At 62.1% G+C, this 22,270-nt stretch carries 27 protein-coding genes; 8 read left to right on the top strand and 19 right to left on the bottom strand.

The genetic code is table 11. The annotated features are described in order from the left end of the window. Positions 1–114 precede the first annotated feature (114 nt). Complete coding sequence (locus LVY71_RS21185; RefSeq protein WP_235101911.1) at positions 115–2,277, top strand: malate synthase G; 2,163 nt, start codon at positions 115–117, stop codon at positions 2,275–2,277. 156 nt (positions 2,278–2,433) lie between these two features. After that, entirely contained in the window at positions 2,434–2,634 is a 201-nt protein-coding gene (locus tag LVY71_RS21180) for a CsbD family protein (RefSeq protein ID WP_235101910.1), read from the top strand. Positions 2,635–2,817: 183 nt separating this feature from the next. Here LVY71_RS21180 and LVY71_RS21175 read toward each other — a convergent pair whose 3' ends face one another. The 3 genes from LVY71_RS21175 to LVY71_RS21165 form a co-directional block, all read right to left on the bottom strand. After that, positions 2,818–2,979 carry a Thivi_2564 family membrane protein gene (locus LVY71_RS21175; RefSeq protein ID WP_002714461.1) on the bottom strand — a complete coding sequence of 54 codons (162 nt, stop codon included), beginning with the start codon at positions 2,977–2,979 and terminating at the stop codon, positions 2,818–2,820. Between the two features lie 101 nt (positions 2,980–3,080). Continuing rightward, complete coding sequence (locus LVY71_RS21170; RefSeq protein ID WP_235101909.1) at positions 3,081–3,740, bottom strand: DUF2865 domain-containing protein; 660 nt, start codon at positions 3,738–3,740, stop codon at positions 3,081–3,083. Between the two features lie 47 nt (positions 3,741–3,787). Continuing rightward, positions 3,788–4,594, bottom strand: a complete 807-nt coding sequence (locus LVY71_RS21165; RefSeq protein WP_235101908.1) for a L,D-transpeptidase — start codon at positions 4,592–4,594, stop codon at positions 3,788–3,790. Positions 4,595–4,814: 220 nt separating this feature from the next. Between LVY71_RS21165 and LVY71_RS21160 the strand changes: the two genes are divergently transcribed. From LVY71_RS21160 to LVY71_RS21145, 4 genes are all read left to right on the top strand, one after another. Beyond that, on the top strand, positions 4,815–4,973 hold the full coding sequence (locus tag LVY71_RS21160) for a DUF3309 family protein (protein WP_235101907.1): 159 nt from the start codon (positions 4,815–4,817) through the stop codon (positions 4,971–4,973). Positions 4,974–4,975: 2 nt separating this feature from the next. Then, positions 4,976–6,097 carry an AI-2E family transporter gene (locus LVY71_RS21155; RefSeq protein ID WP_235101906.1) on the top strand — a complete coding sequence of 374 codons (1,122 nt, stop codon included), beginning with the start codon at positions 4,976–4,978 and terminating at the stop codon, positions 6,095–6,097. A gap of 58 nt (positions 6,098–6,155) precedes the next feature. After that, positions 6,156–6,527, top strand: a complete 372-nt coding sequence (locus LVY71_RS21150; RefSeq protein ID WP_235101905.1) for an ElaB/YgaM/YqjD family protein — start codon at positions 6,156–6,158, stop codon at positions 6,525–6,527. A gap of 87 nt (positions 6,528–6,614) precedes the next feature. Next, positions 6,615–7,058, top strand: a complete 444-nt coding sequence (locus tag LVY71_RS21145) for a hypothetical protein (protein ID WP_235101904.1) — start codon at positions 6,615–6,617, stop codon at positions 7,056–7,058. A gap of 91 nt (positions 7,059–7,149) precedes the next feature. Here LVY71_RS21145 and LVY71_RS21140 read toward each other — a convergent pair whose 3' ends face one another. Together LVY71_RS21140 and LVY71_RS21135 are read right to left on the bottom strand one after the other, a co-directional pair. After that, a complete protein-coding gene (locus tag LVY71_RS21140; RefSeq protein WP_235101903.1) occupies positions 7,150–7,584 on the bottom strand; it encodes a hypothetical protein in 435 nt (144 codons plus the stop codon). Between the two features lie 318 nt (positions 7,585–7,902). Further along, positions 7,903–8,706, bottom strand: coding sequence for a response regulator (locus LVY71_RS21135; RefSeq protein WP_235101902.1), 804 nt, complete (start codon positions 8,704–8,706; stop codon positions 7,903–7,905). 241 nt (positions 8,707–8,947) lie between these two features. On the opposite strand from LVY71_RS21135, the gene LVY71_RS21130 reads away from it, so the two are divergent. After that, on the top strand, positions 8,948–9,157 hold the full coding sequence (locus LVY71_RS21130; protein ID WP_235101901.1) for a NepR family anti-sigma factor: 210 nt from the start codon (positions 8,948–8,950) through the stop codon (positions 9,155–9,157). Beyond that, the gene (locus tag LVY71_RS21125; protein WP_235101900.1) at positions 9,157–9,705 is read left to right on the top strand and encodes a sigma-70 family RNA polymerase sigma factor; all 549 of its coding nucleotides are present in this window, start codon (positions 9,157–9,159) and stop codon (positions 9,703–9,705) included. Before LVY71_RS21130 ends, LVY71_RS21125 begins: the two co-directional genes overlap by 1 nt. A gap of 235 nt (positions 9,706–9,940) precedes the next feature. Here LVY71_RS21125 and LVY71_RS21120 read toward each other — a convergent pair whose 3' ends face one another. The 14 genes from LVY71_RS21120 to urtB form a co-directional block, all read right to left on the bottom strand. Beyond that, positions 9,941–11,593 carry a CHASE domain-containing protein gene (locus LVY71_RS21120; protein WP_235101899.1) on the bottom strand — a complete coding sequence of 551 codons (1,653 nt, stop codon included), beginning with the start codon at positions 11,591–11,593 and terminating at the stop codon, positions 9,941–9,943. A 492-nt stretch (positions 11,594–12,085) separates the two neighbouring features. Further along, positions 12,086–12,727, bottom strand: coding sequence for an urease accessory protein UreG (gene ureG, locus LVY71_RS21115; protein WP_235101898.1), 642 nt, complete (start codon positions 12,725–12,727; stop codon positions 12,086–12,088). Between the two features lie 27 nt (positions 12,728–12,754). Continuing rightward, positions 12,755–13,513 carry an urease accessory protein UreF gene (locus tag LVY71_RS21110; protein ID WP_235101897.1) on the bottom strand — a complete coding sequence of 253 codons (759 nt, stop codon included), beginning with the start codon at positions 13,511–13,513 and terminating at the stop codon, positions 12,755–12,757. Continuing rightward, a complete protein-coding gene (ureE, locus tag LVY71_RS21105) occupies positions 13,464–14,084 on the bottom strand; it encodes an urease accessory protein UreE (RefSeq protein WP_235101896.1) in 621 nt (206 codons plus the stop codon). Before ureE ends, LVY71_RS21110 begins: the two co-directional genes overlap by 50 nt. Positions 14,085–14,094: 10 nt before the next feature. Beyond that, a complete protein-coding gene (locus LVY71_RS21100) occupies positions 14,095–14,394 on the bottom strand; it encodes a putative quinol monooxygenase (RefSeq protein ID WP_235101895.1) in 300 nt (99 codons plus the stop codon). After that, positions 14,391–14,690, bottom strand: a complete 300-nt coding sequence (locus LVY71_RS21095; RefSeq protein ID WP_235101894.1) for a putative quinol monooxygenase — start codon at positions 14,688–14,690, stop codon at positions 14,391–14,393. Before LVY71_RS21095 ends, LVY71_RS21100 begins: the two co-directional genes overlap by 4 nt. A 34-nt stretch (positions 14,691–14,724) precedes the next feature. Further along, positions 14,725–16,440, bottom strand: coding sequence for an urease subunit alpha (ureC, locus tag LVY71_RS21090; RefSeq protein WP_235101893.1), 1,716 nt, complete (start codon positions 16,438–16,440; stop codon positions 14,725–14,727). Between the two features lie 33 nt (positions 16,441–16,473). Then, a complete protein-coding gene (locus LVY71_RS21085) occupies positions 16,474–16,779 on the bottom strand; it encodes an urease subunit beta (RefSeq protein ID WP_235101892.1) in 306 nt (101 codons plus the stop codon). Between the two features lie 66 nt (positions 16,780–16,845). After that, positions 16,846–17,148 carry an urease subunit gamma gene (locus LVY71_RS21080; protein WP_235101891.1) on the bottom strand — a complete coding sequence of 101 codons (303 nt, stop codon included), beginning with the start codon at positions 17,146–17,148 and terminating at the stop codon, positions 16,846–16,848. A gap of 28 nt (positions 17,149–17,176) precedes the next feature. Beyond that, a complete protein-coding gene (locus LVY71_RS21075) occupies positions 17,177–18,013 on the bottom strand; it encodes an urease accessory protein UreD (protein WP_235101890.1) in 837 nt (278 codons plus the stop codon). Between the two features lie 30 nt (positions 18,014–18,043). Next, positions 18,044–18,739, bottom strand: a complete 696-nt coding sequence (urtE, locus tag LVY71_RS21070; RefSeq protein ID WP_235101889.1) for an urea ABC transporter ATP-binding subunit UrtE — start codon at positions 18,737–18,739, stop codon at positions 18,044–18,046. Between the two features lie 2 nt (positions 18,740–18,741). Beyond that, a complete protein-coding gene (gene urtD, locus LVY71_RS21065) occupies positions 18,742–19,503 on the bottom strand; it encodes an urea ABC transporter ATP-binding protein UrtD (RefSeq protein WP_235101888.1) in 762 nt (253 codons plus the stop codon). A gap of 4 nt (positions 19,504–19,507) precedes the next feature. Next, a complete protein-coding gene (urtC, locus tag LVY71_RS21060; protein ID WP_235101887.1) occupies positions 19,508–20,689 on the bottom strand; it encodes an urea ABC transporter permease subunit UrtC in 1,182 nt (393 codons plus the stop codon). Next, entirely contained in the window at positions 20,686–22,251 is a 1,566-nt protein-coding gene (gene urtB / locus LVY71_RS21055; protein ID WP_235101886.1) for an urea ABC transporter permease subunit UrtB, read from the bottom strand. The genes urtC and urtB overlap by 4 nt, the downstream gene beginning before the upstream one ends. Between the last annotated feature and the right edge of the window lie 19 nt (positions 22,252–22,270).

Below are 22,270 nucleotides of genomic sequence, written 5' to 3'. Positions count from 1 at the left end.
TTTGCCCGACTTTCACGTTAAAACGGCCCCCTAGGCCGCTTCTCAGCGGCGATCACCACCTCATCCTGAAGCCCCAGAGCGGCGTGTTTTCCGCCGTTTTCCGTGAGATTTATCATGAAACGTATCGATGCAAGCGGCCTCAAGATCGCTCCCGTCCTGTTCGACTTCATCGCCAAGGAAGCGACCCCCGATACCGGCATTGCGCCCGACGCCTTCTGGTCCGGTCTGGCCGCCATCGTCAACGATCTCGCGCCCCGCACCCGGCAACTGCTCGCCACCCGCGACACGCTTCAGACCAAGATCGACGGCTGGCACAAGGCGAACAAGGGCAAGCCGTTCGACATGGACGCCTATACCGCCTTCCTCAAGGAGATCGGCTACCTGCTGCCGGAGCCGCCGGCGAAGGACGTGCAGACCGCGAACGTCGATGAAGAACTCGCCACCATGTTCGGGCCGCAGCTCGTGGTGCCGCTGACCAATGCGCGCTACGCGCTGAACGCGGCGAATGCGCGCTGGGGCAGCCTCTACGATGCATTCTATGGCACCGACGCCATTCCGCACGATCCCTCCGAGACCGGCAAGGGCTACAACAAGGCGCGCGGCGACAAGGTGATCGCCAAGGCCAAGGCGTTCCTCGATCAGGCCGTGCCGCTCGCCACCGGCAACCACAGCGACGTCACCGCCTATATGATCGAGCACGGCCAGCTCGCCGCCAAGCTCAAGAGCGGCAACGCCACCGCGCTGAAGAACAAGGCGCAGTTCGCGGGCTATCAGGGCGACGCGGCGTCGCCGACCTCGATCCTGCTGGTCAACAACGGCATGCACATCGACGTGCTGATCAACCGCAGCAACACCATCGGCAAGGACGATCCTGCCGGCGTTGCGGACATGATCCTGGAATCGGCGGTCTCGACCATTCTCGACATGGAAGACTCGGTCGCCGCCGTCGATGCCGACGACAAGGTGCTGGTCTACCGCAACGTGCTCGGCCTGATGAACGGCACGCTGGCGGCGGATTTCGAGAAGGGCGGCAAGACGCTGACCCGCGCGCTCAATGCCGACCGCGTCTACACATCGCCCGACGGCAAGGGCAAGGTGACGCTGCACGGCCGCAGCATGATGCTGGTGCGCAACGTCGGCCATCACATGTTCACCGACGCCGTGCTCGACGCCAAGGGCGAGGAAATTCCGGAAGGCATTCTCGACGCCGCCGTCACCGGCCTGCTTGCACTGCATGACCTGAAGGGCAAGACCAAGCTCAAGAACAGCCGCAAGGGCTCGGTCTACATCGTCAAGCCGAAGATGCACGGCCCGGATGAAGTGGCACTCACCGTCGAGATTTTCGGCCGCGTCGAGAAGATGCTGTCGATGGCTGCCAACACCATGAAGGTCGGCATCATGGACGAGGAGCGCCGCACCACGGTGAACCTGCAGGCCTGCATCCAGAACGCCGCGCAGCGTATCTGTTTCATCAACACCGGCTTCCTCGACCGCACCGGCGACGAAATCCATACCTCGATGGAAGCGGGTCCGATGATCCGCAAGAACGACATGAAGGCGCAGCCGTGGATCAAGGCCTACGAGGACTGGAACGTCGACATCGGTCTCGCCAACGGCCTGCCCGGCCACGCGCAGGTTGGTAAGGGTATGTGGGCCGCGCCAGACAAGATGGCCGACATGCTGGCGCAGAAGATCGCGCATCCGCAGGCCGGTGCATCCACCGCATGGGTCCCCTCGCCGACCGCGGCGACGCTGCACGCGCTGCACTATCATCAGATCGATGTCGGCGCGCGGCAGAAGGAACTGAAGAGCCGCGCCAAGGCGAAGCTGTCGGACATCCTCACCATTCCGGTGTCCCAGTCGAACTGGGCGCCGGACGACGTCAAGCAGGAGATCGACAACAATTGCCAGGGCATTCTCGGCTACGTGGTGCGCTGGATCGATCAGGGCGTCGGCTGCTCCAAGGTGCCGGACATTCACGACGTCGGCCTGATGGAAGACCGCGCCACGCTGCGCATCTCCGCGCAGCATCTCGCCAACTGGCTTCATCAGGGTGTCGTCTCCAAAGATCAGGTGATGGAATCGCTGAAGCGCATGGCGACGATCGTTGACAAGCAGAACGCGGGCGATGCGCTGTATCGGCCGATGGCGCCGAAGTTCGACGGCGTAGCGTTCCAGGCGGCCTGCGACCTGATCTTCAAGGGCCGCGAGCAGCCAAACGGCTACACCGAATTCATCCTGCACGCCCGCCGCAAGGAAGCGAAAGCCGCCGGTTAAAACGAAAACTGTGATCGCGACGAAAACCCCGGTCCTCGCGCCGGGGTTTTTGATTCAGATATTGTCACTTCCGACGCATGACGCGTTGTCGCAGTTCCTTCAGGAACGATTGCTACAGCGCACCGTTATCCGTCTTTCCAACACTGGAGGATGATGATGGATTGGAACCGCGTTGAAGGTAACTGGAAGCAGTTCAAGGGCACCGCGAAGGAGAAGTGGGGCAAGCTCACCGATGACGATCTCGATGTCATCGAGGGCCGCCGCGAACAGCTCGAAGGCAAGCTGCAGCAGCGCTACGGCTACGCCAAGGATCAGGTCAAAAAAGACGTTGATGACTGGTTCAGCACGCTGAAGTAAGCGGCGCTCGTCGCCAGAAGAAAGCCCCGGCAAACTGCCGGGGCTTTCTTGTTCGATCTCGGCGATTAAGCCACCGCCGTCACCCTGAGGCGCCTAAGCGAAGCGGAGGCCCCGAAGGGCGACGGCATTCGCAGTCCGCCCTTCTTCGAGGCTCGCAAGAGCTCGCCCCTCAGGATGACGGGCCTAGAACACCGCGAGATATTTCAGGATCGAGATGATGCCAATGATGATAACGATGGCACGGACGATCTGCTTGGCGCGGCCGTCGATCGGCAGCAGATTGACCAGATACAGAACGAGAATGACGACAAGAAATGTAATCAGAACGCTGATAAGCAAAGACATGATGACCCCTCATGACATCGTTTCGAAAGGGTCACGAGAATGTCCCGTATCCCCGTAGAGCAACGATTGCCTGAGGGGTTGGTTCCGTTTCCGGAACAACGTTATTGCGCGGCGACCACCGGCAGTTTGTCGAACTGAGCCCGCGCCGATCTCGATATTGGCGAGAAGTTCACCGACGCGCCGCGACGTTCAGCGGTTTTATTGGCGACGACCAAGCCGTTCGCGCCGGCGACCAGATCGCCCTTGCGCAGGGTCGGATCGTTCTCGACATTAACCTTGGCGAGGCCGCCCGGATCCTTGCCATTGCAGGTGCAGCCGGTAACAAGCTCCGTACGATACTTGAAGGCGTTCGGCAAATCCGAATAAGACTTGCCGGTCTCCGTGGCAGCGTTGTCGATATTGCTGCCGTAGACGACCTTGGTCTCGCTCGCGGGACAGAAGCTCTTGCAGGCTTCGGCGCGGCTCTGGTCGCCGGTCACCGCCAGCGGGAAATAACGTCCGTCGCAGGTGCGCACGCAATAGGCCGCGCCGCCGCCTCTCGCCACCCGCGGCTGGGCCGGTTGACCAGAACCATCTCCGAATTCCGAAGCGAATGGCAGCGGCATCGACGGCGCGGAAGGAGCCGGCGCACGGCCGCCGAACAATCCGCCGAGGAAGGACGAGAAGAAATCACGAGCGTCCGCCTTCGGCGCCAGCATGGATCCTGCGGTAACGACCAGCGCGATGGCTGCGGCGCGACGCATGAACGAGACTTGACTCATGACCGACCTCTTTTTGCCCCACCAACCACCCACACGCTATTTTTTGCTCAATACAATCCGGACAATTTGACTCGTTGCATCACAGGATGCGCCACAGGCGAGCGCAGGCTCGCCGGCGTTACATTGTTGTCCCGCGAGCGGTTGGCCTGAAGCGGTGCATTCTTCGGCAGCACCACAACCCTGGTGCCGACACCTACCCGGCTCGCGAGATCCTGCACGTCTTCATTGGTCAGCCGGATGCAGCCGCTGGAAACGAACTTGCCGATGGTGGACGGATCATTGGTGCCGTGAATGCGATAGGTGCTGGAGCCGAGATACATCGCGGCTGCACCCAATGGATTGCCAGGACCGCCGGCAACGAAGCGCGGCAGATAAGGCTGTCTCGTGATCATCTCGGCGGGCGGAATCCAGTCCGGCCACGATGCCTTACGCGAGACGGTCTGCACGCCGGACCAGGTGAAGCCCTCGCGGCCCACCCCAACGCCGTAGCGAATGGCACGGCCCTGCCCGAGCACATAGTAGAGCGTGGTGTTGCCGGTATCGATCACGATGGTGCCCGGCGCTTCGCGGCTGTCGAAAGAAACCACCTTGCGCTGAAGCCGCTCTGGCAGAACAGCCGAACCGTCGCCTTCGTCTTCAAGCGCGCTCGGCGCCGGCAGTGCCTGCCGGTCAGACCAGAAATTCTGCGACGGCTCGGCATAACCGAGCGATTGTGCCGATGCGGGGACGGCCAGGGCGACAGGCAGCACCGCAGCAGCAGCAACGGCGAGCATGCGCGCCGAGCGAAGGGACGCTGCAACAGCCTGAACCGGGAAATAACGCAAGACCGTGGTCGCCTGCACTGAATGGGTCATGACCGTTTACCGTTCTGCGGAGACATCGTGGATGCCGATGTCAAGCCAACGCGGGGTCGCAGGCTTGGTTCCATGGCACGGCCCGCCTCAGCAATTTGTCCCCGCCGCGCAGTGGCGGGTTCAAAACCGCTCGCGGAACCTTGTGACAGCGAGACGGTTAGGGGTGCCGGAAGCCGGCGCATGACAGCGATCGGCGGGGATTATTGAGAGGCGATTTGCCATGTCACTCGGGACCATACTTGTCATCATTCTGATCCTGATCCTGCTCGGCGTTATTCCGAGCTGGGGCTATAGCGGCAACTGGGGTTACGGGCCTTCCGGCATCGTCGGCACCATACTTGTCATCGTGGTGATCCTGCTGCTGCTCGGCAGAATCTGACGATGTCCGGCGTGCGCCGAGAGGTGCGCGACACACATAGCCGGGCGATCAGCCCCTCGCCCGGCGACAGCGACGACAAACGGCCTCCGATGATGCGACGCGCGGAGGTCGTTTCGTTTGCGGTGGTGGCCCTGCTCATCATCAGCGTGGTCGCGGTGCTATATTTTGCACGAGCCTTTTTCCTGCCGACGGTCACAGCGCTGGTGATCGGCACGATGCTGTCGCCCGCCGCCCGGTTCTTAGAACGCTACGGCATTCCTCGCTCCGTTTCAGCGGTTCTCATCGTCACAGCGACATGCGCCGGCCTCGCCTTCATGGTGGCGCTGATCTCCGCGCCGGTGATGGAATGGACCACGCGGCTGCCGGAGATCGGCCCACGGCTGAAGGACAAGTTTCACGTCTTCGACCGGCCGATCGCGCTATGGCACCAGTTGCAGGGCCTGTTCGGCGCGACGGCTTCTCCTGGCGAAACCAGCTTTCCCTTGCCGAAGATCGAATGGGTCCAGCCGACGCTGGAATTCCTCTCTCCGACCTTCACCGAGATACTGCTGTTCTTCGCAGTGCTGGTGCTGTTCATCGCAAGCTGGCCAGATCTGCGCCGCGCGCTGGTGCTGAATTTCGCCGACCACGATTCGCGGCTGCGCGCCCTGCGCATCCTCAATGCGATCGAGAGCAATCTCGGCGGCTATCTGCTAACCGTGACGCTGATCAATATGGGGCTCGGCGCGGCCACCGGCCTGATCTGCGCCGCCACCGGAATGCCGAACCCGGCAGGGCTGGGCGCCCTCGCGGCGACGCTGAATTTCATCCCCATCATCGGCCCCATCGTCACCTTCGCCGTGCTGGCCGCTGTCGGCATCATCACATCATCGACACTCGCCGCAGGGCTCGTCGCCGCAGGCATCTTCGCCGTGGTGGCGTTCATCGAAGGGCATTTCGTGACGCCCATGATCATCGGCCGGCGGTTGCAGCTCAACGCGCTGGCCGTTTTCGTCGCGCTGGCGTTCTGGACCTGGCTATGGGGTCCGATGGGCGCATTCCTGTCGTCGCCGATCCTGATCGTCGGCCTCGTCCTCAAGGAGCACCTGATGCCGGTCAAGGACTCGTCGTTTCCCGAGTTTTAGGCCGATGGAACCTTCGTCACGACCACGCGTTTCCGCAGCACATAACGAGGAGCTTCCGATGTCGAGTACCGACGGCGAAGACACGATGCGAAACATGACCGACAAAGCCACCTATGACCGCCTTCAGAAGGATGTAGACGCCGTGAAAAACGATATTTCAGCACTGGCCGACCAGATTTCGGACGTACTCGAAGCGTTCAAGGGCGATGCCCGCAAGCAGGCTCGCCGCGCTTATAAGCAGGCCCGCACCAACGTCGATTCGGTGATGTCCGACGTCAGCCAGCGCGGCAGCGAGGCGATCGACGCGGCGCAGGACTACGCCGGCACCCTCGAGGAATCGCTGGAAGACGCAATCACGCAACGCCCGCTGGCTGCCGTCGGCCTGGCGGTGGGCTTGGGCTTCCTGATCGGCGTGACCTGGCGCCGCTGATTCCGGAGCTTGTGCCGCTGGCGGCCAATCCGGCCGACAGCGGCGACGTCTTGCGGTGCGTGAACGCATATTGAGATCGGATTTTCGATGTTTCAGAAATTCATGGATGATTTCCGGGAAAGCGCCGGCAGCGCCTTGCGGCTGACGTCGCTCGCCATCGCGGTGGCGGTGTCGCTGTTCATCACGACGGGTTTTCTCTGCGCCGCCGCCTTCGTGTTCGTGCTGCAGAAATATGGGCTGCTGCAAGCCTGCTTCGCGGGCGCGGGCGTGTTCTTCGTCGCGACGCTGCTGGCAGCAATGTCCTATTCCGTCCGCAAGCGGCAGATCCAGGAAAAGCCGGTCGAAGCCGTGAAGTCCACCATGCAGTCGGCGCTGAGCGATCCGATGGTGCTGGCCGCGGGTCTGCAGATCGTCCAGATCATCGGGGTGAAACGCATCATCATTCCGCTGGTGGCAGTGGGCGGCATCGCGCTCGGGCTGATGGCAACCCGCCGGACCGCTGCGGCGGCGGAAGAGGATCCAGCGGAATAGAATAATTATGGAAAAGCATCTCCCGCAAGGCAAAAAGAAAGAGCGCCGACCGGCGCTCTTTTCATTTGGATATTTAAATCTCTTCTGCCTATCATGTGATGCATCGGCCCGGCGCAAGCTGCCTCGCTACCGCAGTAAGAACGCTCACCACCGGCTCGCAGGCGACGGGACGCTGACCCGCGGAAGAGCGATCCGAACCCTTACCGGCACCCGTAGTGGCCGGCGTCTTACGCCCTGCGTCTGCGGCCTCGTCAGCAGGGACGCGCATCATGACCGACGTATCGGGAAGGCTGGGCAGCTTGAAGGACAGCGTCAGTCCTCCTGCCGGCCGCACCGACGTATCACGGTCGCCCTTCGCAGAACGATCCACATTCGTGACAACGGTCTCGTCGCCATTGTGGACAGGCATCGTCACACTGGCGCCGCGCTGCGCCGGTCCTCGGCCATCATTTCCTGCTGCGACGTCGATATGAACGGCACCCAGCGCCAGAATGGCTGCCACCGCGCCGAGAGTTCCAGAAGCCATGTAAGCCATCTGCCCGCCTCACACGTTGCAAATGCCGCGTCATTGCGACTGCGAAAACAACGTGACGGGCCGGGCTTTCGTTCCAGGCTGGCCGGGGACCCAGCGCGAGAATAAATATCACTTATCCGGGAACGCTTGGGCGAGCTGGGCGTCTTTCTCAAAGCCGGTCAAATCCCCCTGCCCCTAATCGACCGGCTTAGCGGGGGTGTGGCCGTGGTGATGCCGGCTGCACCCCTTTTTATTTTCGCTGGCTGACAGCAAAAAGCCGGAGCAGGCTTTCCCGATCCGGCTTTTGTTGGTTTGGATGGCGCAGCTTTTTTAGGACGCCGCGGCTTTCGAAGACCGGCCCCGCGAGTTGCGCTGGAAGAACAGCGCCTGGCTCGCCACCGCCGACACCATCGCCGGCTGAAACGGCTTCGAGATCAGGAAAGCCGGTTCCGGCCGCTCGCCGGTGAGAAAACGCTCGGGGTAAGCGGTGATGAACACCACCGGCACCTCGAAGGTCTTGAGCAACTCGTTGACGGCATCGAGACCCGAACTGCCGTCCGCCAACTGAATGTCGGCGAGGATCAGGCCGGGCTGCTTGGATTTCGCCAGCGAAATGGCATCGGTATGGGTCCGCGCCACACCGATGACGTTGTGGCCGAGATTCTTCACCAGGCTTTCGAGGTCCATCGCGATGAAGGTCTCGTCCTCGATAATCAGAACGTCGGTGGCGATCTCCGCCGCCAGTTCGCGACCGGCGCTGTCGGCGAGTTCACGCACCTTCGCAACATCGGTGTCGAGAATATAGGCCACCTCGTCTTCCGCGAAGCCTTCCAGCGACAGCAGCAGGAACGCCTGACGCGCGGGCGGCGTGAGGCTCGAGAGCCGCTGCTCGCTGGCCTGGGCCGGCCCCTTATCGACCGCCTCGTTCAGGGAAATCGAATTCCAGATCTTTGTGAACAGCCGGAACAGTCCCGCGCGAGGTCCAAGCTTTTCTTCCAGCAGTGAGGGGTCTTGCAGCAACGCCTCCAGCATGGCTGCCACATAGGCATCGCCGGACGCCTGATTTCCCGTCAGCGCGCGAGCGTAGCGCCGCAGTAGTGGCAGATGTTCAGCTACGAGCTGAGAACGAGACATACCCCCTCCAATCGGTGATGATTTCAGTTTGGACCGGAAACACAGTATCAGCCACCAGTTCCCCGCTTCGAACTACCTACGTTTGATCCGAAGAAAAGTTCCTTCGATATCTGGAACTTTTTGGTGCGGGCCCCGTTAGCTGTTCATGTGGAGACGGGGCTGAGCGGCCAGAAGCATCACCCTCAAAAAGAAAAAACGCTGCGTTTCTAGATAGTTAGCCAAGGGGAAAACGGATCAGCACATGACAGATGCAAAGCCTCCGAAACCAGCAACCAAAGGGGGTCTGAATACCGAGATTCAATCCCGGATCGGACACCAGTTACGCGCCATGTATGACGACGTCGTTCGTCAGGGGGTGCCAGACCGTTTTGCAGAATTGATCCGCCAGCTCGATTCTCAGGACGCTGCCGCTCGCGTTGCTGAAGGTTCGAAAAAAGACGGGAGGGACTAATGCCTCTCACGGATTCGCTTCGAGACGACATTCTCGCGACGGTGCCAAGTTTGCGCGCTTTCGCCATTTCGCTCAGTGGCAACGCCGACCGTGCCGATGATCTCGTGCAGGAAACGCTGTTGCGGGCACTCGCCCATATCGACTCGTTCCAGCCGGGTTCCAATCTTCCGGCCTGGCTGTTTACGATTCTGCGCAACCTGTTCCGCTCGGATTATCGCAAGCGGCGGCGCGAAGTCGAGGATGCCGACGGCAGCTACGCCAAGACGCTGAAGACACAGCCCGCGCAAAGCGCACACCTCGAGTTCGAGGAGTTTCGCGTGGCGCTCGACAAGCTACCGCAGGATCAGCGCGAGGCGCTCATTCTGGTCGGTGCGTCGGGGTTCTCCTATGAGGACGCGGCAGCGATCTGTGGATGCGCGGTCGGCACCATCAAGAGCCGCGTCAACCGCGCGCGTTCGAAATTGAGCGCCCTGCTCTACGTCGATGGGGCCGAGGATTTCGGACCGGACAACACGGTGCGCGCCGTAATCGGCGGAGGCGGCGGCTAGAGGCGTCTCCTCTCAACTCAACAAAGAAAAGCGGCCACCCGCAGGTGGCCGCTTTTTTGCTGGATCAGTTGAGGCCGCCAAAGGCCCAGATCAGAATCAAAACGGGAATGGGAATCCCGAGAAACCACAGCAACAGATATCGTCCCATATTTTTCTCCGCCTGAATCAGCGTCGCCGATGACGCATGTTGCCGGCTCAATTCAGTGCGGGAAAGTTTGTTCCGGGTCAGAGAAGCTCAACGCTTCCGGACCGGTGCGCCGATGCGCTCGGTGCGGTCCATCTCGGTCTCGTCCACCACGGTCGCCATCGGCGCCGTGAGTTCATAGACGTAACTGACGTCCGTGAAATAGCGTTTCGACGTGCCGCCCAGCGCTTCGGGTGCGACCCGGTCCAGCAGCACGAGCCCGAACTCGCTGTCGGCGCGGCGGGTGGCGGCGCTGGTGTTGAACTCCTCCCAGCGGAAATGGAACATCGGCTCGACCTCGTCGGTGACATTCCATCCCGCCACCACATGCGGATGCTTGCCGACCAGCGAGAGGCCTTCGTCGGCATGAGAGGCGAGTTCGAAGAACAACAGCGACAGGCTCTGCGCCGCTCGTGCGCTGACGATAATGTCGGGCCCGCTCAGCGCGATACGGTCGGCGTGCGGGATCGCGCGCGGCTCGAACAGGCCCTTCAGCTTGACGCCCTGCCATTGGCTCTCGCTGAGCAGCGAGACGACATGCGACATGGCGTGAATGCGGCCGATCAGAAGCTCGCGGGCGATGTCGATGTCCGCGCCATGCCGCAGCGTCCGGGTGACAATCGACTGGATCACGGCGAGAATGTTCTTCACGCGATGATTGAGTTCGTCGATGACGGCAGTCAGGCGGCGCTCGAAGCCGATGCGGGTCTGGATCTCACGGCTGAGCCGCAGGTTGTTGTAGGACACATAGCCGAACAGGCCGCACAGAACGACGGTCAGCGCCAGACCGATCAGCATGATGATGGCGGCGAGTTCCTGCGCTCGCGTCGCAGGATTGGTCTTGGCGTAATAGATCAGGGTCCAGTCCCGCGCGCCGAAGGACACCACGCGCACCAGCGGCGGATTGTCGGCGTCGAGTTGCAGCGGCACCGTGGCAACATTTCCGTCCGCATCGGCGGTGAGATTGTTCGAAGCATTGCGCGGATCGCGCAGCGCCACCGAGAACAGCGACAGTTCGTCATTCGCCAGCATCAGCGGCGCCAGCCGGTAGGAAATGGTGAGAAAGCCAACGACGCTGCCGGCACCGTCCGCCTTCACCGGAGACGCCAGCACGATGCCGACCGGGCCACCATTGCGGAGCAGAACGAAGGGATCGGACGATACCGGCTTGCTCTCTTCCGCTGCGCGCGCCAGCATCGGACCGACCACCGGGTGGGCATCGAGAATCCGTCCCACGAATGACCTGTTCTCGTCATTCAGCGGCTCGACATCCATCAGCACGCTGGCGGGATCGCGCAGCGTCGCGGGATTCAGCGTGTTGTCATCGGCGTTGCGCAACGTCGGGTTGGGGAAACCGGCCGCCTTGATATCGTTCTGGACCCGGCCGAGATCGGCGCGCGGCACACGCGCAACCCAGCTCGCCACCACGAAATCCGTCCGGAACGCGTAGATCGACGCGCGCAGCGGCTGCAGGGCATTGGCCGAAGCGATTGACGGAGAACGGAACAGTCCCACCGCGACGCGCGCAAGCAGTTCGCGCTCGCTCAGGCGTTCCTGCACAAGACCGGCATGGGTATCAACTGCGCGGGCCAGCGCGATCCGGCCGATGGACAACTCCTGATCGTAGACCTTCATGGCCGCGAGACCGGAGATGATCGCTCCGATGATGGCCATCAGTCCGATGATGAGACCGAGACGGACCACGCGCTTACTCTGGGAAAGACATGAGGAATGAAACAGGTGGCCGGCAGGAAATGCGGACCAGGCGGAAATAGCGATCAGATACAGCGGCCGAATTGATACTCATGATTACTCTGATGGCGCCTGGCGTTGAAAACGAGTCGGCACGCGCCGAATGTACAGTGAATGGACCAATTTAGAGGTATCGAATTGGTTCCCGCCACGAGAAAATATGCTTTTGCATGGTAAATTCGCTGGTCAAGAGGCCACCTCTCGCCACCTGCAAGGATTGCGCGAAATGAGAGTCGTCAATGGACCGCGGCCATGGTGAGGCCGACCACCACCGCGACGATCCCGAACAAAATGACAGCAAGAAAAATGCTGCTGTAGTCTCTGGCTGGAGCTGCTGAACGTACCTGTCTCATGAAGAGCTAACACCAGCGGCGGCATCGCGTTCCGGAAACACCCGCCGGGCGGACAACGCCGGGATGAACAGTCACCGTTCCCGCTGCGAGATCAGCTCGCCCTGGCAGGAACCTGCGCCTGAAGGCCGCCCTTGGCTTCAATGAAGCGGATGATGCGGTCGAGGCCTTCGCTTTTTTTCAGGTTGGTCATGACGAAGGGCCGTTCACCGCGCATTCTCTTTGCATCCGCGTCCATCTTCTCAAGCGACGCGCCGACATAAGGAGCCAGATCGATCTTGTTGATGACCAGCAGGTCGGAGCGCGTGATGCCCGGACCGCCCTTGGAGGGAATCTTGTCACCGGCCGCAACGTCGATGACGTAGATGGTGATGTCCGCCAGTTCCGGCGAAAAGGTCGCCGCGAGATTGTCGCCGCCGGATTCGATCAGCACCAGATCGAGATCGGGAAATTTCAGGCGCATGTCCGCCACCGCCGCGAGATTCATCGAGGCATCTTCGCGGATCGCGGTATGCGGACAGCCGCCGGTCTCGACCCCCGCGATGCGATCCGCGGTCAGCGACCCCGAACGCACCAGATACTCCGCATCCCATTTGGTGTAGATGTCGTTGGTGATGGCGGCGATGTCGTAACGCTCCCGCATGCTCTTGCAGAGCAGATCCATCAGCGCCGTCTTGCCCGACCCGACCGGGCCGCCGATACCGACGCGGAGCGGGCCGTTCGTGCTGCTACCCATGCGATCAATCCCTCTGTTCGCGGTTGGTCATGACCTGAACAACCTCGTATACTGCGTCTCGTGGCGCATGCCGGCCAGATCGGCGCGAAACGTTGCGCTGCCGAGATCGTCGAGCGAGCCGTTGAACGATTTTTCCGCTGTGGCGGCGATCACGCCTTCAAGCGCCGCCAGCGCATGCTGACTGTCGGTCTGCCCCAGCGGAATGAGCCGCACACCCGCCGAGATCCAGTTCGATGTCGTGGCATGAAGAAACGCATGCAGCGTCAGCGGCAACGAAATGCGGTGTCCGGCCGCGAGCACGCCGACAGCTATCGGATAAGCGATCGGGGTAGATACGTGCGACGCCAGCAAATCCAGCGCATCGCAGGTCCATGCCGATCGCGCGATCTCGACAAAGGCGCGGCCCTGCGAAGTGGTTTCCAGATGGCGTTCGCGCGACGGCGTGAAGGCAGCGGCGAGTTCGGCGATCTCACCGAGCTTCGCACCATCGCCTGCGTCAACCGCGCGCCAGGCGTGACACAGCAACAGACCGTCGCAGAAACCCGCGCCGTTCAGCAGCATGGCCGTCAGCCAATCCTGCAACGTCTTCCTGTCGATGACGTCGCCGGCTTCGACCGCCCATTCGATGCCGCTGGAATAGGAAAACGACCCGACCGGGAACGACGGCGACAGCCACGTCATCAGCCGGAACAGCGCAGCCGATTCCTCAGCCTCGGGGGAAAGGCTCTGACCACGATCATTTGCGATCATGAGCATGGGAATGGCCGTGATGATGGTCATGGTCATGCTTAGCCTGACCATAATCGTGGTGCGCATGATCGTGATGCTTGTGGTCGTGATCGTGGCCGGCGTGCTTGTGACCGGCATGATCTTTGTGATCGTGACCATGATGGCCGTGATCGTCGTGACCGTGGGCCGCATGGCTACCGCCGGAATAGGCGCCGCCTTCCGGATCGAACGGCGCTTCGATGGCGATCACACGTGCGCCGAGACCGCGCACCATCTCCTCGATGACGTGATCGCGCCGGATGCGCAGCCCCTTGCCGACGATCTGCGTCGGCAGATGACGATTGCCGAGGTGCCACGCGACCCGCACCAGATGCTGCGGATCGGCGCCGCGGATTTCCACCAGCGGCTCGGGTGCTGCGACTACCTCGACCAGCCGGCCGTCTTCCAGCACCAGCGCATCGCCGCCGCGCAACGCCACCGCTTCCGCAAGGTCGAGCAGGAATTCCAGCCCGCGCGTGCCGGTCATTGCCATGCGCCGCCGGTGCCGATCGTCGAAATCGAGCACCACCGTATCGGCAGCGGCCGCGGTCCAACTGCCGGGCGGATGAACCTGCGTTGCGCGGATCATGATAGCCGCCTCATAGCTTCTGCACTTCCCCGCCGCTGATGATCTCGATCTCCGTCGGCGACGCCTTCAGCGGCGCGGACAGTTCACGCCACGCCTTCAGATGCGGTGCGCGGCTGTGGGCGGTGAGATCGTCGCGGGTTTCCCAGCGCTCGACAAAAACGAACACGTCCGGATCATTCACACTGGCGTGGAGTTCGTAGGACACGCAGCCTTTTTCCTTGTGGGTCTCGGCCATGCAGGCCTTCGCGCCAGCGATATAAGCGGCGCGGCCTTCCGGCTTCACCTTGGTGGTGGCGACAACGTAGATCATCGGACCTCCACATTGGCCGCCGTGATGACTTCGATCTTCGGCGGCGCGGCGAGACAATTCACCACAACGCGACCGAAGGTCTTCATATGCTCCGCCTTGCGGTGCGGCACCAGCGCCTCGGCATTATCCCATTGCTCGACGAACACCAGCTTGGTGGGATCGGTGACGCTCTCGTGCAGGTCGTAGGCGATGTTTCCGGCTTCCTTGCGGGTGTCCGCGATGCAGGCTTTCGCCGCTTCTATCAGTTCCGCACGCGTCTCAGGCTTGATGGTCAAGGTCGCAACAACGTAAATCAAGGGATCCTCCCGGCTTCTTATTGGAGCCGGGACCCTAATACATGAAGTAACGCTGCGCCATGGGCAGCACCTCGGCCGGCGCGCAGGTCAGCAATTCACCGTCGGCACGCACTTCATAGGTCTCGGGATCGACCTCGATGTTCGGCGTTGCGCCGTTGTGAATCATGCTCGCTTTCGAGATGCGGCCACGGGTGTTTGAAACAGGATACAGCGTCTTGGCGATGCCGAGTTTCTTCGCCAGCCCCGAGGCCACCGCGGCCTTGGAGGAAAATACCACGGACGACGCCGTCAGCGACTTGCCGAAAGCCGCGAACATCGGCTGGTAGTGCACCGGCTGCGGCGTTGGGATCGACGCGTTGGGGTCGCCCATCGGGGCTGCGACGATCGAGCCTGCCTTGACGATAAGATCCGGCTTTACGCCGAAGAAGGCCGGCGACCACAGCACCAGATCGGCCATCTTGCCCTTTTCGACGGAGCCCACCAGCTTCGAGACACCATGCGCGATGGCGGGATTGATGGTGTATTTCGCGATGTAACGCTTGACGCGGAAATTGTCGTTGTCCTTGCCCTTGTCCTCCGGCAGTGAGCCGCGCTGCTTCTTCATCTTGTCCGCGGTCTGCCAAGTGCGGATGATGACCTCGCCGAGACGGCCCATCGCCTGCGAATCCGACGAGATCATCGACAGCGCGCCAAGATCGTGAAGAATGTCTTCCGCCGCAATGGTTTCCTTGCGGATTCGGCTTTCGGCGAACGCCAGATCTTCGGCAATCGACGGGTCGAGATGGTGGCAGACCATCAGCATGTCGAGATGCTCGTCGATGGTGTTGCGGGTGAACGGCCGCGTCGGATTGGTCGACGACGGCAGCACGTTCTTCAGGCCCGCGACCTTGATGATGTCCGGGGCGTGGCCGCCGCCCGCGCCTTCGGTGTGGAAGGCATGGATGGTGCGCCCCTTGAAGGCTTTCACCGTGTCCTCGACGAATCCCGACTCGTTCAGCGTGTCGGTATGGATCATCACCTGAATATCGTGATCGTCGGCCACGCTCAGGCAGTTGTCGATGGCGGCAGGCGTGGTGCCCCAGTCTTCGTGCAGCTTGAGCGCGCAGGCGCCAGCCTTGATCATTTCGACCAGCGCCGCAGGGCGCGACGCGTTGCCCTTGCCGGAAATGCCGAGATTGACCGGGAATGCATCGAAGGACTGGATCATCCGCGCGATGTGCCACGGCCCCGGCGTGCAGGTGGTCGCGAACGTGCCGTGCGACGGACCGGTGCCGCCGCCCAGCATCGACGTGACGCCGCTCATCAGCGCGTGTTCGATCTGCTGCGGACAGATGAAATGGATGTGGCTGTCGAAGCCGCCGGCGGTGAGGATCTTGCCCTCGCCCGCGATGATATCGGTGCCGGGACCGATCACGATGGTGACGCCGGGCTGAATATCGGGATTGCCCGCCTTGCCAATGGCTGAGATGTAGCCTTCCTTGATCGCGACGTCGGCCTTCACGATGCCCCAGTGATCCACGATCAGCGCGTTGGTGATCACGGTGTCCGCCGCGCCCTGCTTGTTGGTCATCTGCGACTGGCCCATGCCGTCGCGGATCACCTTGCCGCCGCCGAATTTCACCTCCTCGCCGTAGACGGTGAAGTCCTTCTCGACCTCAATGATGAGGTCGGTGTCCGCCAGCCGCACGCGGTCGCCGGTGGTGGGGCCGAACATGTCCGCATAGACGGAACGGGAGATTCTGGTGGCCATTCTGCGCCCCTGTCCTGAAATTGCCTGTGTCGCTTACAGCTTGCCGCTCACGTCGCCGCGGAAGCCGTAGACCACGCGCTTGCCGGCCAGCGCCACGAGATTGACATCACGCGTCTGCCCCGGCTCGAAGCGCACGGCAGTACCCGCCGCAATATCGAGCCGCATGCCGCGCGCTTTTTTGCGGTCGAACTTCAGCGCCGGATTGGTCTCGAAGAAATGATAGTGCGAACCGACCTGAATGGGGCGGTCGCCGGTGTTGGCTACCGTCAGCGTCACGGTCTTGCGCTTGACGTTCAGTTCGATATCGCCGTCCTTGATGAAGAGTTCACCGGGGATCATTTTTGTTACCTTTAATTCTGGGCATGATCTGTCCGAAATCCGCTGCCCGCTTTTCGGGATCAGGCCCTAACGAATGGGTTCGTGAACAGTGACGAGCTTCGTTCCGTCCGGAAACGTCGCCTCGACCTGAATGTCGTGGATCATTTCCGGAATCCCGTCCATGCATTGCGCGCGGGTGATGACCTCGGCGCCGGCCTTCATCAGTTCGGCGACGCTGCGGCCGTCGCGCGCGCCTTCGACGATGAAGTCCGAGATGATCGCAATGGCTTCGGGATGATTGAGCTTGACGCCGCGCTCGAGGCGCCGCCGGGCGACGATCGCCGCCATGGAAATCAGCAGCTTGTCTTTTTCACGGGGAGACAAATTCATGCGTAACGTACCCGAATTGGAATTGAGCCTAGTTGAGCCAGAGCCGCGGCAAGCCCGAAGGACTCACACGTTCCAGCACTTTCATCATATCGGCGCGGAGCCGCGCCGCATCTTGTGCGCAGAAACGCGCCATTGCAAACCCGTTCCATGCCGAGACGCCGACCTCGGCGCCGAACGCATCGGAGACTTCGCGAATACGTTCAACGATGGACTCATCGCCCGGCACGATCAGCGCCGTGCCGATGGCGACACCGCCATTGGCGACCGCGCGGCTGGCAAGCTTGGCGGCGATGTCGCCGTGGAGCCGCACCGTCTCGGCGAATACCAGCTTGCCGCCGATCCGCATCCGCCAACGATCGGTGAAACTACCCCGCGCCATGACCTCGCCCATGGCCGCGCGGCCGAACACCACGATCTCGCACAACAGCAGCGAAGCGTTCTGTGCCAGATCGATGTCGAATCGCCGCGCCACGCGGGCCTGATCGAACAAAATGGTTTCCTGCGGCAGCCATGCGAGCCGGGCATCAGCCCCGGCGCGCAGCGCGATATTCACCTGAGCCTCTGGCCCGTGGGAGCGGTAAATCTTCTCGGCGGCAGCGGTGGTGACGGTCAGGTGCGCGCCGTCGGCGGCCGCGATGCCGATGTCGAAACGGTCGCCGCCCGCGATGCCGCCCGCGGTATTGACGAACACGGCGGAAAGACCCTGCTGCTCCGGCGACGGAAAGCGCACGCGCAAGGAGCCCGATTCATGCAGTTCGCGGCGGCGCGTCGCGCCGTCCTTCACATGCACGTCGAACCTTACCGCGCCCACCGCACGGTTGGCGGCGAAGGTGTCCGATGATAACGATATGATCCCGCTCTGCATCCACCCCGGCCAGTTCAGGTTATGTCCGACTCAGAGCGCCATCTGGCGACTGATCTCGGCGGGATCGAGGTTGCTGCGGTCGCAGGTGAACTTGACCGCACCGCGATCCATGACCGCGAAATTGTCGCCGAGCTCACAGGCAAAGTCGAGATATTGTTCAACCAGCACGATGGCCATGGTGCCGAGGCTGCGCAGGTAGGAAATGGCGCGGCCGATGTCCTTGATGATCGAGGGCTGAATGCCCTCAGTCGGCTCGTCGAGCAGGAGCAGCTTCGGCCGCATCACCAGCGCGCGGCCGATGGCCAGTTGCTGCTGCTGGCCGCCGGAGAGGTCGCCGCCGCGTCGGCCGAGCATGGTCTGCAACACCGGAAACAATGAGAACACGTCGTCCGGAATGGTGCGATCCTCCCGCTTCAGCGGCGCGAAGCCGGTCCTGAGATTTTCCTCCACCGTGAGCAGCGGAAAGATCTCCCGCCCCTGCGGCACGAAGGACATCCCCTTGCGCGCGCGCTCATAAGGCTTCAACCCGCGAATATCCGCGCCATCGAACGTGATTGAGCCGTCCTTGATCGGATACTGTCCGACCAGCGCGCGCAGCAGGCTGGTCTTGCCGACGCCGTTGCGGCCAAGCACACAGGTTACCTTACCCGGCTCCGCAGCCAGAGAGACTCCGCGAAGCGCCTGCGCCGCGCCGTAGTAGAGAGTGATGTTGTCGACGTTCAGCATTATCAGCGCCCCAGATACACTTCGATGACGCGTTCGTTCGACGAGACCTGATCGAGCGAACCTTCCGCAAGCACCGATCCTTCATGCAAGCAGGTGACGCGCACGCCGAGTTCGCGCACAAACGTCATGTCGTGTTCGACCACCACCACGGTCTTATCCTTGTTGATCTCTTTCAACAGTTCGGCGGTCTGGTGCGTCTCCACATCGGTCATGCCCGCCACCGGCTCGTCGACCAGAAGCAACTTGGGATCCTGCGCCAGCAGCATGCCGATCTCCAGCCACTGCTTCTGGCCGTGCGACAGCGCGCCGGCGAGGCGATCGCGGGAATCCTTCAGGCGGATGGTCTCCAGCACACGATCGATCCGTTCGGATTCATCGCGCGACTCGCGCCAGAACAGCGTGCCGCGCACACGATGATCGACGTTCAGCGCCAGCAGCAGATTATCCTCGATGGTCTGGCTTTCGAACACCGTCGGTTTCTGAAATTTGCGGCCGATACCGAGTTCGGCGATCTGGGTTTCGTCGAGTCGTGTCAGATCGACCCTGCCGTCGAACAGCACGTCGCCCTCGTCAGGTTTGGTCTTGCCGGTGATGATATCCATCATCGTGGTCTTGCCGGCGCCGTTGGGACCAATGATGGCGCGCATCTCGCCCGGCGCAATGGTCAGCGACAGGTTGTTGATGGCGTGGAAGCCGTCGAACGAGACGTGCACGCCGTCCAGATAGAGCATGGCGGAGGTGGCGCGGGTGTCCATGACATTCATGCGCCTACTCCGCCAAACTTGTTTTAGACAGACCTGGTTTGGTGACGCCGTCTTCCGCCGCGGCGCTTGCCGCGTTGGGGTCGAGCTGGTCCTGCCGCTTGCCCCACCATTCCTTGACGGAGCCGACGATGCCCTTCGGCAGCAGCAGCGTCACCAGGATGAACAGCGCGCCGAGCATGAACAGCCAGTACGGCGCGAGCGGTCCGGAGGTGAACACGGTTTTCGCATAGTTGACCACGATGGCACCCAGCGCCGCGCCGGTCAGGGTGCCGCGGCCGCCGACTGCCACCCAGATCACGGCCTCAATCGAGTTGCCCGGCGCGAATTCACCGGGATTGATGATGCCGACTTGCGGCACATACAGCGCGCCGGCGACGCCGGCCATGCAGGCCGACAGCGTGAACACGAACAGCTTGTAGTTCTCGACGCGGTAGCCCAAGAATCTTGTGCGGGATTCGGCATCGCGGATCGCGATCAGCACCTTGCCGAGCTTCGAGGTGACGATGGCGCGGCAGATCAGGAACGCGATCGCAAGCGCCAGACAGGACAATACAAACAGCACAGCGCGCGTGCCCTGCGCCTGCACATTGAAACCGAGGATGTCCTTGAAATCGGTCAGGCCGTTATTGCCGCCGAAGCCGAAATCGTTACGAAAGAACGCCAGCAGCAAGGCGTAGGTCATGGCCTGCGTGATGATCGACAGATACACGCCGGTGACGCGTGACCGGAACGCGAGCCAGCCGAAGCAGAAAGCGAGCAGGCCGGGGACCAGCAGCACCATCAGCGCCGCGAACCAGAACATGTCGAAGCCATACCAGTACCACGGCAGCTTCGCGTAATTCAGGAACACCATGAAATCCGGCAGCACCGGATTACCGTAGACACCGCGTGAGCCTATCTGCCGCATCAGATACATGCCCATCGCATAACCGCCGAGCGCGAAAAACGCGCCGTGGCCGAGCGAGAGAATGCCGCAGTAGCCCCAGATCAGGTCGATGGAAAGCGCGAGGATCGCGTAGCAGAGATATTTTCCGAACAGCGCCATCACATAGGTCGGAACCTGCAGCGGCGAATTCTCGGGCAGCAGCAGATTCGACAGCGGCACGAGAATGCCGACGGCAGCCACGATCAACAGGAAGACGGTCGCGCTTTTGTTGAGCGAGCGGGTGAGCAGGTACGGCGTCATGCTTCCACCGACCGGCCCTTGAGCGCGAACAGGCCGCGCGGCCGTTTCTGAATGAACAGGATGATGAGCACCAGAATGGCGATCTTGGCGAGCACTGCGCCGGCCACCGGCTCCAGGAACTTGTTGGCCATGCCAAGCGTCAGCGCGCCGACCAGCGTGCCCCACAGATTGCCGACGCCGCCGAACACCACGACCATGAAGCTATCGATGATGTAGCTCTGGCCGAGATTCGGACTGACATTGTCGATCTGCGACAGCGCCACACCCGCGATGCCGGCGATGCCGGAGCCGAGGCCGAAGGTCAGCGCATCGACCCGCGAGGTCGGGATGCCCATCGACGCCGCCATGCGCCTGTTCTGTGTGACCGCACGCATTTCAAGGCCGAGCGCCGTGAAGCGCAGCATGGCCTGAAGAATGAAGAACACCGCAATGGTGAAGACCACGATCCAGAGACGGTTATAGGTAATGGTCAGTTGTCCGATCTCGAACGCGCCGCTCATCCATGACGGATTGCCGACCTCCCGATTGGTGGGGCCGAACATGGTGCGTACCGCTTGCTGGATCACCAGCGAGAGGCCCCAGGTCGCCAGCAGCGTTTCCAGCGGGCGGCCGTAGAGAAAGCGGATGATGATGCGCTCGATCAGCACGCCGATCAGGCCGGCGATCAGAAATGCCAGCGGCAACGCGATCAGCAGGGAATAGTCGAACAGCGCCGGATAGCTGGTGCGTATGACATCCTGCACCACGAAGGTCACATAGGCGCCGATCATCACCATCTCGCCGTGCGCCATGTTGATGATGCCCATCACGCCGAAGGTGATCGCCAGACCTATGGCGGCAAGCAGCAGCACCGAGCCGAGCGACAATCCGTACCAGGCGTTCTGCGCCACCGCCCACATCGCAAGGCTGCTGTTGATCGAAGTGATGGCCGCCGCTGCGGCGCGCGCAACCGCGGGCGGCTGATCCGCAGGCAGGCCGGTGAGCATGGCCAGCGCGTCCTGATCGCCGCGAGCGCGGATCACGGCAATGGCGTCGATCTTGTCGGCTTCGCTGGCGTCCTCCTTGGACAGGATGATCGCCGCTTTCGCCTCGGCGAAAGCCCGCTTGGTGTTGCGGCTGGTTTCCTTCTTCAGCGCATCCTCGATCACCGGCAGGAACGCCTCGTCGGGCGCCTTGAAAACCGATTGCGCGGCCTGCAGGCGCGCGGCGGGGTCCGGCGACAAAAGTGTCAGGCCGCCAAGGGCCGCGGACACCACGCCGCGCAGGCGGTTGTTGAGGCGCACAGCGCTGGCATCGGCCGGCATCTCGGCGACGGGCGCGCCGGTGACGGCGTCCAGAATCTTGTCGTCCGCCGTCTTGATGAAAACCTTCTTGCTTTCGGCGTCCGCGAACAGGCGACCGTCCTGAAGCGCGCTAATGATGGCGAAAGCCTGCGGATTGCCGCTGGTCGCAACCGCGCCGACGCCAGCCTGCGTGTCGGAGAAATCGTCATTGGCAAACTGGGCAACTGCATCCTCGAAAGGTCCGGCCCAAGCCGACAAACCCGAGACAGCAATCAACATGAGTGCGAGAAAAAGCGCA

Source organism: Bradyrhizobium sp. G127, from assembly GCF_021502575.1.
Taxonomy (GTDB): domain Bacteria; phylum Pseudomonadota; class Alphaproteobacteria; order Rhizobiales; family Xanthobacteraceae; genus Afipia.
Note: the sequence above shows the minus strand (reverse complement) of the source record. Positions and strands in the feature narration are given on the sequence as shown.